9 protein-coding genes are annotated in these 13,270 nt (G+C 65.9%); 7 read left to right on the forward strand and 2 right to left on the reverse strand.

The window, feature by feature from the left end:
• Window positions 1–10: 10 nt before the first annotated feature.
• Window positions 11–3,721, reverse strand: a complete 3,711-nt coding sequence (gene metH / locus CXB49_RS20860) for a methionine synthase (RefSeq protein ID WP_101710150.1) — start codon at window positions 3,719–3,721, stop codon at window positions 11–13.
• 122 nt (window positions 3,722–3,843) lie between these two features.
• On the opposite strand from metH, the gene CXB49_RS20865 reads away from it, so the two are divergent.
• The 5 genes from CXB49_RS20865 to CXB49_RS20885 all read left to right on the forward strand — a co-directional run bounded on the left by CXB49_RS20865 (window position 3,844) and on the right by CXB49_RS20885 (window position 10,932).
• Window positions 3,844–4,599: an ABC transporter substrate-binding protein gene (locus CXB49_RS20865; protein ID WP_101710151.1), complete on the forward strand. Its 756-nt coding sequence runs from the start codon at window positions 3,844–3,846 to the stop codon at window positions 4,597–4,599.
• A 64-nt stretch (window positions 4,600–4,663) separates the two neighbouring features.
• Window positions 4,664–6,802 carry a UvrD-helicase domain-containing protein gene (locus tag CXB49_RS20870; protein ID WP_101710152.1) on the forward strand — a complete coding sequence of 713 codons (2,139 nt, stop codon included), beginning with the start codon at window positions 4,664–4,666 and terminating at the stop codon, window positions 6,800–6,802.
• Window positions 6,803–6,874: 72 nt separating this feature from the next.
• Window positions 6,875–8,587, forward strand: a complete 1,713-nt coding sequence (locus CXB49_RS20875; RefSeq protein WP_101710153.1) for a tetratricopeptide repeat-containing response regulator — start codon at window positions 6,875–6,877, stop codon at window positions 8,585–8,587.
• Window positions 8,575–9,321: a LytTR family DNA-binding domain-containing protein gene (locus tag CXB49_RS20880; RefSeq protein WP_101710154.1), complete on the forward strand. Its 747-nt coding sequence runs from the start codon at window positions 8,575–8,577 to the stop codon at window positions 9,319–9,321. The genes CXB49_RS20875 and CXB49_RS20880 overlap by 13 nt, the downstream gene beginning before the upstream one ends.
• Window positions 9,322–9,408: 87 nt before the next feature.
• Window positions 9,409–10,932 (forward strand): sensor domain-containing diguanylate cyclase, encoded by a 1,524-nt coding sequence (locus tag CXB49_RS20885; protein WP_101710155.1) that lies wholly within the window; start codon window positions 9,409–9,411, stop codon window positions 10,930–10,932.
• Window positions 10,933–10,935: 3 nt separating this feature from the next.
• On the opposite strand, the gene CXB49_RS20890 is transcribed toward CXB49_RS20885, so the two are convergent.
• The gene (locus CXB49_RS20890) at window positions 10,936–11,343 is read right to left on the reverse strand and encodes a hypothetical protein (protein ID WP_101710156.1); all 408 of its coding nucleotides are present in this window, start codon (window positions 11,341–11,343) and stop codon (window positions 10,936–10,938) included.
• A gap of 214 nt (window positions 11,344–11,557) precedes the next feature.
• Here CXB49_RS20890 and CXB49_RS20895 point away from each other — a divergent pair, with 214 nt between their 5' ends.
• Window positions 11,558–12,139 (forward strand): YqiA/YcfP family alpha/beta fold hydrolase, encoded by a 582-nt coding sequence (locus tag CXB49_RS20895; RefSeq protein ID WP_101710157.1) that lies wholly within the window; start codon window positions 11,558–11,560, stop codon window positions 12,137–12,139.
• Window positions 12,140–12,218: 79 nt separating this feature from the next.
• Window positions 12,219–13,193 (forward strand): quinone oxidoreductase, encoded by a 975-nt coding sequence (locus CXB49_RS20900; RefSeq protein ID WP_101710158.1) that lies wholly within the window; start codon window positions 12,219–12,221, stop codon window positions 13,191–13,193.
• The last annotated feature ends 77 nt before the right edge of the window (window positions 13,194–13,270 follow it).

A 13,270-nucleotide genomic window follows, 5' to 3' on the forward strand; every position in this document is an offset into this window, starting at 1 on the left:
CCGCGCCGCTTCAGGCGTCGTAAGCCAGATTCGGCGCCAGATCGCGCTCGGCCTGTTCGATGCTGACGCCGCGCCGCTCGGCATAGCTCGTCACCTGGTCCTTCTCGACCTTGCCGACGCCGAAATAGCGCGAAGCCGGATGGCTGAAGTAGAAGCCGGACACCGCCGCTGTCGGCAGCATCGCGTAGCCCTCGGTCAGCGTCATGCCTATCGCCGGCGCGTCCAAGAGCTTGAACAGATCGGTCTTCACCGTGTGGTCCGGGCAGGCCGGGTAGCCGGGCGCCGGACGGACGCCGCGGTAGCACTCGTCTATCAGCGCCTCGTTGTCCAGATGCTCGTCGGCGGCATAGCCCCAGAACTCGCGCCGCACCCGCGCGTGCATCAGCTCGGCGAAGGCCTCGGCCAGACGGTCGGCCAGCGCCTTCAGCAGGATGGCCGAATAGTCGTCGTTGGCGTCCTCGAAACGCTTCACATGCGGCTCGATGCCGATGCCGGCGGTGACGGCGAAGGCGCCGATATAGTCGTCGACGCCGCTGTCCTTCGGCGCGACGTAGTCGGCCAGCGCCCAGTTGGCCTTGCCGTCCATCTTCGGCAGCTGCTGGCGCAAGCCCACCCAGCGCATCAGCGGCGCGCCGTCCTCGTTGCGGATTTCGATGTCGTCGTCGTCGACGCTGCTGGCCGGGAACAGGCCGATCACCGCGTTGGCGGCCAGCCAGTTCTCGTCGACGATCTGCTTCAGCATCAGCTGGGCGTCTTCATACAGCGCCCGCGCCGATTCGCCGACGATCTCGTCGTCGAGGATGCGCGGGAAGCGGCCAGCCAGCTCCCAGCTCTGGAAGAACGGCGTCCAGTCGATGTAGGCGGCGATCTCGGCCAGCGGATAGCGCTCGAAGCGGCGCACGCCCAGCCATTGCGGCTTGGGCGGAACGTAGTCGGCCCAGTCTATCTTCTCCTTGTTGACCCGCGCCGCCGCCAGGCTGACCACCTTGCGATTGGCCTTGTTGGCGTGGCCTTCGCGCGCGCGCTGCTGCTCGGCCAGGTTTTCGGCGACGAAACCGTCCTTCAAGGTGTCGGACAACAGATTGGAGCAGACGCCGACGGCGCGGCTGGCGTCCGGCACGTAGATCACCGGATGCCGGTAATGCGGCGCGATCTTCACCGCGGTGTGCACCTTGGATGTGGTGGCGCCGCCGATCAGCAAGGGAATGTCGAAACCCTGGCGCTGCATCTCCTTGGCGACGTGGCTCATCTCCTCCAGGCTGGGCGTGATCAGGCCGGACAGGCCGATGATGTCGGCCTTGTGCTCGACGGCGGCGTCGAGAATCTTCTGGCACGGCACCATCACGCCCAGATCGATCACCTGGTAGTTATTGCAGCGCAGCACCACGCCGACGATGTTCTTGCCTATGTCGTGCACGTCGCCCTTGACCGTGGCCATGATGATCACGCCCTTGGCCGGCGCGTCGGCCAGGCCCAGCCGTATCTTCTCCTCGTCGATGAACGGCTCCAGATGGGCGACGGCGGCCTTCATCACCCGCGCCGACTTCACCACCTGCGGCAAAAACATCTTGCCGGCGCCGAACAGGTCGCCGACGACGTTCATGCCGTCCATCAACGGGCCTTCGATCACGTGTATCGGCCGCGCCGACTTCAGCCGCACCTCCTCGGTATCCTCGACGATGAAGGTGGTGACGCCCTTGACCAGCGCGTGCTCCAGCCGCTTTTCCACCGGCCACTCACGCCAGGCCAGATCCTCGGTCTTCTTGTCGCCGGCGGCCTCGCCCTTGAACTTCTCGGCCAGCGCGATCAGGTGCTCGGTGGCGTCGCCACCATCCTTGGGATGGCGCATCAGCACCACGTCCTCGATCCGCCCGCGCAGTTCCGCGTCCACCTCGTCGTACACCTCCAGGGCGCCGGCGTTGACGATGCCCATCGTCATGCCGCGCTGGATCGCGTGGTAGAGGAAGACCGCGTGTATCGCCTCGCGCACCTTGTTGTTGCCGCGGAAGCTGAACGAGACGTTGGACACGCCGCCGGAAATCTTGGCGTGCGGCAGATGCTGCTTGATCCAGCCGGTGGCCTCGATGAAGTCCAGGCCGTAGCGGGCGTGCTCGTCGATGCCGGTGGCGACGGCGAAGATATTCGGGTCGAAGATGATGTCTTCCGGCGGGAAGCCCACCTCGTCGACCAGGATGCGGTAGCTCTTTTCGCAGATCTCGACCTTGCGCGCGTAATTGTCGGCCTGACCCTGCTCGTCGAAGGCCATCACGATCACCGCGGCGCCGTAGCGGCGCAGCAGCCGCGCCTGCTCGACGAATTTGTCCCGGCCTTCCTTCATCGAGATCGAGTTGACGATGCCCTTGCCCTGGATGCATTTCAGGCCGGCCTCGATCACCTCCCACTTGGACGAGTCGATCATGATCGGCACGCGGGCGATGTCCGGCTCGGACGCGATCAGGTTCAAAAAGCGCACCATCGCGGCGTGGGCGTCCAGCATGCCCTCGTCCATATTGATGTCGATGACCTGGGCGCCGTTCTCCACCTGCTGCCGCGCGACGTCCAGCGCCGTCGCGTAGTCGCCGTTCAGGATCAGCTTGGCGAAGGCGCGCGAGCCTGTGACGTTGGTGCGCTCGCCCACATTCACAAATAAATCGCCGTCGCCGATGTTGAACGGCTCCAGACCGGACAGCCGGCATTTCTTCTCGATATCGGGCAGCGCGCGCGGCGCGACGCCGGCCACGGCGCGGGCGATGGCGGCGATGTGCTCCGGCGTGGTGCCGCAACAGCCACCGACGATATTGATCAGCCCCGACTCCGCCCATTCCCGGACATATCCGCCCATCGCTTCCGGCTCCAGATCGTAGCCGCCGAAGGCGTTGGGCAGGCCGGCGTTGGCGTGCACGGAGACGTAGGTGGCCGACACCCGCGCCAACTCCTCGACATAAGGCCTGAGCAGGTCCGGACCCAGCGCGCAGTTCAGGCCGAAGCTGGCGGCGTCGGCGTGCGACAGCGAGTTGTAGAAGGCTTCCGTGGTCTGGCCGGTCAGCGTGCGGCCGGACTGGTCGGTGATGGTGCCGGAAATCATGATGGGCAGCCGCGGGGTATCCGGGCGCTCGTCAAAGTATTGATGGATGGCGAACACCGCGGCCTTGGCGTTCAGCGTGTCGAAGATCGTCTCGACCAGCAGCAGATCGGCGCCGCCGGCCACCAGGCCGTCTATCGCCTCGGTGTAGCTCTCCACCAGCTCGTCGAAGCTGACGTTGCGGTAGCCCGGGTCGTTGACATCTGGACTGATCGAACAGGTGCGGTTGGTCGGACCCAGCACGCCGGCGCAGAATCGGGGCTTGGCCGGATTCTTCGCCGTCTCGGCGACGCACAGCTCCTTGACCAGCCGCGCCGCTTCGCGGTTGATCTCCGACACCAGCGTCTCCATCCGGTAGTCGGCCATCGCGATCGACGTGGCGTTGAAGGTGTTGGTCTCGACGATGTCGGCGCCGGCGTCCAGATAGGCCTGGTGGATGCCGGCGATCACGTCGGGCCGGGTCAGCACCAGTAAGTCGTTGTTGCCTTTGACGTCGCACGGCCAGTCGGCGAAGCGCCGGCCGCGGTAATCGGCCTCGTCAAGCTGGTGGCGCTGGATCATCGTTCCCATCCCCCCGTCCAGGATCAGGATGTGTTGCGATAACTGCTGATAAACGGGATGAGGGAATGGCTTTGTCATGTCGCGCGCGCTTACTTTTGTCTAAAACGGTATCAACAACAAGGGCTATAGTGCCCAATCATCTTAACACCGGCATCCTGGCTATCCGATGCCCGGCCATAGAATAAAGAGAGAGAGTCGATATGGCCCTTTTGCATAAAAAATGCATAGGCTTCTTATTGCTGATGGCGACGGCCGCGTCTCAAGCCGCCGCCCTGCGCATCGGCGTCGCCGACACCGACGCCCCGCCGATCGCCGTGCTGTCCGAGGACGGCAATACCCTGAACGGCGGCCTGGCTCGCGACCTGGGCCTGCTGCTGGCCGACGAGATGGGCATGAAACCGCAGTTCCTGCTGCTGGCGCGGCGCCGGGTCGAACCCAGTATCGAAACCGGCAAGGTAGACCTGATCTGCAACGCCAATCCGGACTGGTTCGCCAATTCCGCCCGCCTCAACTGGAGCCATGAAATCTATCCGCTGACCGAACGCGTGCTGTCGCTGAAGGGGCTGCCGCCGATACGTCAGCCGGACGACCTGGCCGGCAAGCATATCGGCACGCTGCATGGCTATCATTACCCGTCGCTGGAATACCTGTGGTCCAGCAACCGCAGCGAGCGGCAGACCGAGGCCCGTTTCGACCTGATGTTCAAGTCGCTGGAGAAACGGCTCAGCGACGTCGCCATCGTCACCGAGCTGACCTATGTCTGGTGGGCGCGCGGCCACGCCCAGGAAGCGTCCAGCTTCAAGGTGCACCCGCTGGTGGTGTCGTCGCAGCCGACCATGTGCGCGCTATCGCCGCAGTCGCCGGTCAAGCTCGACCAGCTGAACCACGCGATAGACCGCCTGCACAAGAACGGCCGGCTGAAGACGATGATGTCGCGCTACCAGTTGCAGGAGTAACGCCGCCAAAACGGGACGGGACGCATGCTAAAATGGCGTTTTTGCAGTGGAAAAGCGTCCCGTCATGAGCGATCTGTTAGCCGGTCTGAATCCCGAACAACTGCGCGCGGTCACCTGGCCGGCCAAGAGCGCGCTGGTGCTGGCCGGCGCCGGCAGCGGCAAGACGCGGGTGCTGACCACCCGCATCGCCTGGCTGTTGTCCACCAGCCAGACCTCGCCGGCGGGCTTGCTGGCGGTGACCTTCACCAACAAGGCCGCGCGCGAGATGCAGACCCGGCTGTCGGCCCAGGTGCCGGTCAATGTCCGCACGATGTGGATAGGCACCTTCCACGGCCTGTGCAACCGCTTCCTGCGCATACACTATCGCGACGCCGGCCTGCCGCAGACCTTCCAGATCCTCGATTCCGCCGACCAGCAGGCGGCGATCAAGCGGCTGCTGAAAAGCCTGGAACTGTCGGACGAGAAATACCCGCCGCGCGCGGTGCAGAGCTTCATCAACGGCAACAAGGAAGCCGGCGTGCGCGCCGAGGCGCTGCCGCCGGCGCTGAATCCGTACGAGGCCAAGCTGGTTGAGCTGTACGCCGCCTACGACGCCCAGTGCCGCCGCGAAGGCGTGGTCGACTTCGCCGAGCTGCTGCTCAGAAGCTACGAGCTCCTGTCGCGCAACGAGGCGCTGCGCGCTCATTACAGCGGCCGCTTCGCCCACATCCTGGTCGACGAGTTCCAGGACACCAACCGGCTGCAATACGCGTGGCTGAAACTGTTGGCCGGCGAGCACGGCGCGCTGTTCGCCGTCGGCGACGACGATCAGAGCATCTACGCTTTCCGCGGCGCCGAGGTCGGCAATATGCGCGCGCTGCTATCCGACTTCCAGGTGGCCGAACCGGTGCGGCTGGAGCAGAACTACCGCTCGATGGGCCACATCCTGAACGCCGCCAACGCGCTGATCGAGAAGAACGACGGCCGTCTCGGCAAGAATTTGTGGACCGACGCCGGTGACGGCGAAAAAATCCGCTTCTTCCAGGCCGGCAGCGACGGCGAGGAGGCCGAGTTCATCGTCGACGAGGCCAAGAGTCTGCACCGCGAAGGGCTGGCGCTGTCCGACATGGCCGTGCTGTACCGCTCCAACGCCCAGTCTCGGCTGCTGGAACACGTGCTGGTCAACGCCCAGATTCCGTACCGCATCTACGGCGGCCTGCGCTTCTTCGAACGGCAGGAGATCAAGCACGCGCTGGCCTATCTGCGGCTGGTTGCCAATCCGGACGACGACAACGCGCTGCTCAGAGTGATCAATGTGCCGGCGCGCGGCATAGGCGCGCGCAGCGTCGAGGGCCTGCAGGCCGTCGGCCGCGAGCAGGGCATCTCGCTGTGGCAGGCCGCCTGCGGCGCCGGCAGCGGCCGCACCGCCGCCAAGATAGGCGAATTCGTGCTGCTGATAGAGCGGATGCGCGAGCAGAGCCGCGACTTCAGCCTGGCCGAAACCATCAGCCTGGTCATAGACCGCAGCGGCCTGCGCGACATGTACGAACAGGACAAGAAGGACGGCGAGGAGCGGCTGGCCAACCTCGACGAACTGATCAACGCCGCCGCCAGCTTCATGCCGGACCAGCCGGAGCAGGCGCTGACCGAATTCCTGTCCGCCGCCAGCCTGGAGGCCGGCGAGCACCAGGCCGACGCCGGCAGCGACGCGCTGCAGCTGATGACGGTGCACGCCGCCAAGGGCCTGGAGTTTGACGCCGTCTTCGTCAGCGGCCTGGAAGAAGGCCTGTTCCCGCACGAGAACAGCGTGATGGACGGCAAGGGCCTGCAGGAAGAGCGTCGGCTGATGTATGTGGCGATCACCCGCGCCCGCAAGCGGCTCTATCTGTCCAGCGCGCAAAGCCGGATGCTGCACGGCCAGAGCCGCTACCCGATACCGTCGCGCTTCATCGACGAGATTCCGGCGGAACTGATCCATTCTCTGTCTGCTACAGTGAAAACACCCGCCGCGCCGGCGGCTAGACAGTCGGCCGCGATGCCGCGCCGCCAGGCCGACAACGACTACGGCCTGCGCATCGGCCAGTCGGTCAGCCACGCCAAGTTCGGCGTCGGGGTGGTGATCAACGCCGAAGGCGGCGGCGCGGACGTGCGGCTGCAGATCAATTTCGCCGAACACGGCGTGAAGTGGCTGGATCTGCGCTACGCCAAGCTGACGCCGGCCTGAACCGCTCCGGGAGCGGGGACGGCGCTTCCATTCGACTGACACAGGACCATGCCGCGAGCATAGCGACATCCGATGAGCGAATCCCCGACCCAACCGTCCACGGCGCCGGAACCGGTGCACCATGTGCGTTCGGCGCCGCCGCGCAACGGCTACGAAGACCCGTACGCCAAACGGCTGTTCCTGATCATAGACAGCCTGCCGCAGATGCAGCGCGCGCTGGCGATGACGCTGTCGTCGTTCGGCGCCAACACCGTCGAGTTCGCCAGCAAGCCCAGCGACGCGCTGGCCAAGATGGCCAAGTACGATTTCGACGTGGTGCTGTGCGACTACGACCTCGGCAACGGCTACGACGGCCTCTATCTGTTCGAGGAAGTCCGCGAGCGCAATCTGCTGAAGCAATCCTGCGTCTTCATGATCGTCACCGGCGAGCGCCGCTCGCAGCGGGTGATCTCGGCCGCCGAGCTGGTGCCGGACGACTACCTGTTGAAACCGTTCACCGGCGAGGTGCTGCGGGCGCGGCTGGAGCGGGCGATGCGCAAGCGCGACGCGCTGCGCCTGGTCGACGAGAGCGTGCTGCGCCACGAATACCTGACCGCGATCGACACCTGCAGCCGCAAGATCGCCGAAGACAACGAATTCGCCATCGACTTCATGCGGCTCAAGGGCTCGCTGTCGCTGAAGATCAACGATTACGACACCGCGCGCGAAGCCTATATGCAGGTGCTGCGGCTCAAGCCAGCCACCTGGGCCAAGATGGGCCTGGCCAAGTCGCTGGCCGGCCTGAAATCGCCGGACGAGGCGCGGATGCTGTTCGAGGCGGTGCTGGCCGACAACAACCAGGTGATGGAAGCCTACGACTGGCTGGCCCGGCTCTACCGCGGCAGCCATGACCTGGACCGCGCCCAGGACACGCTGCAGACCGCCACCGAAATGTCGCCGGTGGTGTTCCGCCGCCAGCAGCAGCTGGCCGAGGTGGCGGTGCTCAACGGCGACCTGGCCACCGCCGAGACCGCCTGCCAGCAGACGCTGGACATCGCCAAATACACCTGGCATCGCAGCCCCACCCACTACGCCGCGTTGCTGCGGGTACAGCTGGCGCGCGGCGACAGCGGCAACGCCGGCCGCACGCTGGCCAATCTGCGCCACGACTACCGCTACAACGAGGAGGGCGAATGGCTGGCCGGCGTGATGGACAGCCAGCTGCAGGCCAAGAACGGCAATGGCGACAAGGCCCGCGAGTTGCTGGAGGCCGCCGGCGAGCGCTTCAAGCAGCTCGCCCCGAAGCTGAACGAGGAGTCCCAGATGGAATACGCCCGCGCCTGCTACCGGCAAGGGCGCGATCAGCAGGGCAATGCGGTGATGGAATACCTGGTGCGCAACCATCACGACGACGAGGACATGCTGGCCCGCTTCGGCGACATGTTCGAGGAAATCGGCCTAGCCGAGGCCGGCCGCCAACTGATCTCCCAGAACGTCAAATCGGTGCTGGAGCTGAACAACCAGGCGGTGCGCGAAGCGCAGACCGGCGCCTTCGACGCCGCGATCGAACGCTTCATCAAGGCGCTGGAGGAAATGCCGCACAATGTGCAGATCATGCTGAACCTGATCAATGCGGTATTGGCCTACGTCAGCCAGCATGGCTGGCACGAGAGCCATATGCGCCGCGCCTACGAGCTACTGGCCAAAGTGCGGGAAATCGCGCCGGCCAACAACAAATTCCAGAAAATCCTGCAATCATGGCGCGCGCTGGTCGACAAGATGGACAAGCGACAATGGACGCTGTAAGCGAACTGCGGGTGGTGGTGGTGGACGACGAGATGCTGGCGCGCGAGCGGCTGCGCCAGCTGCTGGCCGACAACGGCGTCGGCCAGGTGCAATGCCTGGAGGACGGCCAGGCCGCGCTGGACTGGCTGGCCCGCCATCCGGCCGACGTGGTGGTGCTGGACATCTCGATGCCCGGCCTCGACGGCATCGAGGTGGCCAGACTGCTGCGGCGGCAGCCGTTGTCGCCGCAACTGATCTTCAGCACCGCGCACGACCACTTCGCGGTGGAGGCCTTCGAGCTGGACGCCGCCGACTACCTGCTGAAGCCGGTGCGGCGCGAACGGCTGGCCGAAGCGCTGCGGCGGGCGCTGACGCGCTGCGGCAACCAGGCCTCGATGCCCGGCTTCACCGTGCGCCAGCGCGGCCGCTTGTTGAACGTGCCGTTCAGCGAGGCGCGCTATCTGAAGGCCGAGCTCAAATACGTCACGCTGGTCAGCCGCGACGGCGAATATTTGCTGGACGACGCGCTGGTGGCGCTGGAGCAGCGCCTCGGCGACGCGGTGCTGCGCATCCACCGCAACTGCCTGGTGATGCGCCACGCGGTGCAGGAGTTGCGCCGCAGCGGCAACGGCGGCGACGAGCAATGGGTGGTCAGGCTGCGCGACATCGCCGAACCGCTGCCGATAAGCCGTCGTCAAATCCACGCAATTAAGGCCGCATTAGCCGCCGCGCCTACGTTACGTACTATTACTTAATTCGATCTTTCGCCGATTTATTGCTAAAAAATAGGCACCCGTTCTTATAGAATCAGTCATTGCCGAATATATGTCGATGGTTTTAACATGCAAGCAAGACTGGTTTATGCTGGATGCATAGCGCTATGGCTGATACTGAGCGCGCTGGCGGCGCTGTCCATCGCCAGCCGCTCGCTGCTGGGCGCGGAACAGCAATTCAACAACCAGTTGCAGCAATTGACCGAACAGCTGAAACAGCGGCTGCTCACCAATGAAACCATACTCGACAGCTACGCCACTTTCAGCGCGCTCGACCACCGCAACGAAACCCGCCGCAAACACCCGTTCGTCACGCAACTGCTGCGCCGCTATCCGCAAATCGTCGCGCTGGCCCACATCGAGCGGGTGCCGCCGGCCCGGCTGAACGGCTTCAACCGCCAGCTGCAACGCGAGTACGGCGCCGACCATCGGCTGCGCCCGTTCGGCGCGCGGCAAGCCGACGCCGCGCCGCCGCCGCAAACCGAATACTTCCCGCTGATGTTCGCCGAACCGCAATCGCAGGCCAATCTGCAATTGGTCGGCATGGACGCCTGGCAGCAGCCGCAATTGCGCGAGGCGCTGCAAGACAGCCTGAACAGCGGCCGCACCACCTTGTCGCGTCAGTTGCGGCTGCCGCAGGGCGATCCCGGCTACGCGCTGCTGCGCAGCATAGACAACCATGCCGCCGACAAGCCGCCGGATCTGCAGCCCCGGCACTTCGCGCTGCTGTTCATCCGCGCCGACTCGCTGCTGCCGGCCGACCCTCCACTGCCGGCCGGCATGGAGGTCTCGATCCGTCACCGCGACGATAGTTCGCGGACCGCGAGCGGCCAGCCGCTGCGCCTGGACGGCGCGCAGGCCGGCATGCTGGAGCGGCTGCTGTTCCCGCGGCTGGAAACCAGCCAGTTGCTCGGCGGCGGCAACCAGCCATTGCGCTTCACCCTGAGCTGGCAGCAGGGCTGGGGGCAGATCGGCATGCTGGAATGGGCGGTGTGGCTGCTGCTGACGCTGCTGCTGGCGATAGGCATGGGGCTGGCCGGCTACGGCTTCGTGCGCAGCAGCAACAACCGCCGCCAGCGCGAAAACCAGTTGTTTCACCTGGCCAACCACGACCGGCTGACCGGGCTGGCCAACCGCAATCTGTTCTATGACCGGCTGCAGCACGCGATCAGCCGCGTCGACCGCAGCGGCAAACGGCTCGGCCTGCTGTTTCTCGACCTCGACCGCTTCAAGCCGGTCAACGACACCTACGGCCACGTCGTCGGCGACCGGGTGCTGCAACTGATCGCCGCCCGCATCCAGGACGTGATACGCGACGAGGACACCGTCGCCCGCATCGGCGGCGACGAATTCGTGATCCTGATGGAAGACATCGAGTCCAACCGCGAGGCCGACAAGGTAGTGGCGCGGCTGAAACAGGCGATCCAGATGCCGTACCAGGTCGACAACCACCGCATCCTGGTCGGCGTCAGCATCGGCACCGCCTACTATCCGGAGGACGGCCTGCTGATAGACGAGCTGCTGGCGGTGGCGGACCGCAAGATGTACGGCAACAAGCAGTCCCCCAGCCGCCACGCCGAAACCGTGGACTGAGGCTCAGGCCGGCACGCGCACCGGTCCGCGGCTCAGATCGGCCAGCGACTGGCAGACCTGCAGCCAGTCGGTCAAACTGCGCACGCCCTGCAGGATGATGCGCGCCAGCGCATCGTTGCATACCGCCGGGCCGAACTGCATCAACATCTCGTGCAAGGCGAAACGCAAGGTGTGGCTGCCCTGCATCAGCGCGTCGACTTCCTCGTGCACGTCGCCGCAGGCGCGCATGCCGCCCCTCTCGTCCCATTGCACCTGGTGGCGGGGGCAGAAGCCGGAACGGATCAGCGCGGTGTCGCTGTCGATATCGCGGGCGAACAGCAGCGCGCTGTGCTGCAGATAGCCGCAGGCGACGATCAGGCTCTCCAGCGAATGCGGCGCGACGCTGGGGCCGGCCGCGGGAATCGTGGTCATGAAATCTCTCCTCTGTTAGAGCCTGTTCAAAGTCTTTGCAGGCTCTTATTGTCTTTACGTTCATTTGAGCATCGGCCGGCCGGTCATGACAATGGCGGAAATGCGCGAACGAACGCTTTTACCCGATATTTACAAGCAAAACAGCTATTACGGCAAACTGACAATGGCCGCGCCGAGTCGTACCATCTGGATATTTCCCCATCGGCGCCCGAGCATGCATATCGTCTATCTCCACGGCTTCAATTCCGGCCCGCAGTCGCTGAAGGCCGGCGAAACCGCCGCCTGGCTGCGGCAACACGCGCCGGACATCGGCCTGTCCTGCCCGCGGCTGTCGCCGCATCCGGCCGAAGCGATCGCCCAGGCCTCGGCGCTGCTGGACGCGCTGCCGGCCGACACGCTGCTGATAGGCAGCTCGCTGGGCGGCTTCTACGCCACCCATCTGGCCCAGCGCTACGCGCTGCCGGCGGCGCTGATCAATCCGGCGGTGCGGCCCGACCGCGATCTGGCGCGCTTCGCCGGCGAGCAGACCAATCCGTACACCGGCGAGGTCTACACGCTGGGAGACGCCGACTTGCGGGCCTTGCAGGCGCAACGGGTGGAAAAACCGGACACCGGACGCTACTGGCTGCTGCTGGGCAGCCGGGACGAGACGCTGGACTGGCGCGAGGCCGCGGTGCATTACCGCCACAGCCGACAGACTGTACTCAATGGAGACGACCACAGACTGAACAACTGGCCCAAGGTATTGCCCGAAGTCGTGGCCTGGGGACGCCGTCAACTGTCCAGCCGGACTTGACGGCCCGTCGAGCGCGCCGGCCTTGCCGCCGGCATGGCGCCGGCGCAGACTGGGCCCTTCCCTTCGCGAGGCATGCGCCATGAACCAGATCATCGTCTTTTCCGAAACCGGCGGTCCCGAGGTGCTCAGGCTGGAGCGCGCCGACATCGGACCGCCCGGCCCTGGCCAGGCGCGGGTGCGCCACAGCGCCATCGGCGTCAACTTCATCGACACCTACCAACGCAGCGGCCTGTATCCGCTGCCGCTGCCCAGCGGGCTCGGCTGCGAGGCGGCCGGCGTCGTGGAGGCGGTCGGCGCCGGCGTCGATGGACTGAAGCCGGGCGACCGCGTCGCCTACGCCGGCGGCCCGCTCGGCGCCTATGCCAGCGAGCGGCTGATAGCCGCCGAGCACCTGGTCAAGCTGCCGGACGGCATCGCCGACGAGACCGCCGCCTGCGCGATGCTGCAGGGCATGACCGTCGAGTATTTGGTGCAGCGCACCTTTCCGGTTCGGGCTGGACAGACGGTGCTGTGGCACGCCGCCGCCGGCGGCGTCGGCCAGATCGCGCTGCAATGGCTGGCGGCGATGGGGGTCGAGGTGATCGCCACCGTCGGCTCGGAGGCCAAGGCCGAGATCGCGCGCCGGCTCGGCGCCGCCCACGTGATCCTGTATCGCGACGAGAACGTCGCCGAGCGGGTGCGGGAGATCACCGGCGGCACCGGCGTGCCGGTGGTGTTCGATTCGGTCGGCAAGGACACCTTCACGGCGTCGCTGGACAGCCTGGCGCCGCGCGGCATGCTGGTATCGTTCGGCAACGCCTCCGGGCCGGTGCCGGCGCTGGCGCCGTTGGAACTGACCCGCCGCGGCTCGCTGTTCCTGACCCGTCCCAAGCTTGGCGACTACATCGCCAGCCGCGCCGAGCTGGAAGCGTCGGCGGCGGCGCTGTTCGACCGGCTGCGGGACGGCACGATCAAGCTGGAACCGTCGCACCGCTATCCACTGGCCGAGGCGGCCCAGGCCCATCGCGACCTGGAAGCGCGCCGCACGACCGGCTCGGTGATTCTGCTGCCTTGAGGTGCGTCGCACCATTGGGCAAGCGCTAGGCAACCTCGATGGCGGTGCGTCGCCCTATCGGGTGACGCACCCTACGC

It is taken from the genome of Chromobacterium sp. ATCC 53434, from assembly GCF_002848345.1.
Lineage (GTDB): Bacteria > Pseudomonadota > Gammaproteobacteria > Burkholderiales > Chromobacteriaceae > Chromobacterium.

Coding starts and splice junctions, on each gene's coding strand:
- CXB49_RS20895 (WP_101710157.1), top strand. CDS start 11,558: ATGCATATCGTCTATCTCCACGGCTTCAATTCCGGCCCGCAGTCGCTG.
- CXB49_RS20885 (WP_101710155.1), top strand. CDS start 9,409: ATGCAAGCAAGACTGGTTTATGCTGGATGCATAGCGCTATGGCTGATA.
- CXB49_RS20870 (WP_101710152.1), top strand. CDS start 4,664: ATGAGCGATCTGTTAGCCGGTCTGAATCCCGAACAACTGCGCGCGGTC.
- CXB49_RS20875 (WP_101710153.1), top strand. CDS start 6,875: ATGAGCGAATCCCCGACCCAACCGTCCACGGCGCCGGAACCGGTGCAC.
- metH (WP_101710150.1), bottom strand. CDS start 3,721: ATGACAAAGCCATTCCCTCATCCCGTTTATCAGCAGTTATCGCAACAC.
- CXB49_RS20865 (WP_101710151.1), top strand. CDS start 3,844: ATGGCCCTTTTGCATAAAAAATGCATAGGCTTCTTATTGCTGATGGCG.
- CXB49_RS20890 (WP_101710156.1), bottom strand. CDS start 11,343: ATGACCACGATTCCCGCGGCCGGCCCCAGCGTCGCGCCGCATTCGCTG.
- CXB49_RS20900 (WP_101710158.1), top strand. CDS start 12,219: ATGAACCAGATCATCGTCTTTTCCGAAACCGGCGGTCCCGAGGTGCTC.
- CXB49_RS20880 (WP_101710154.1), top strand. CDS start 8,575: ATGGACGCTGTAAGCGAACTGCGGGTGGTGGTGGTGGACGACGAGATG.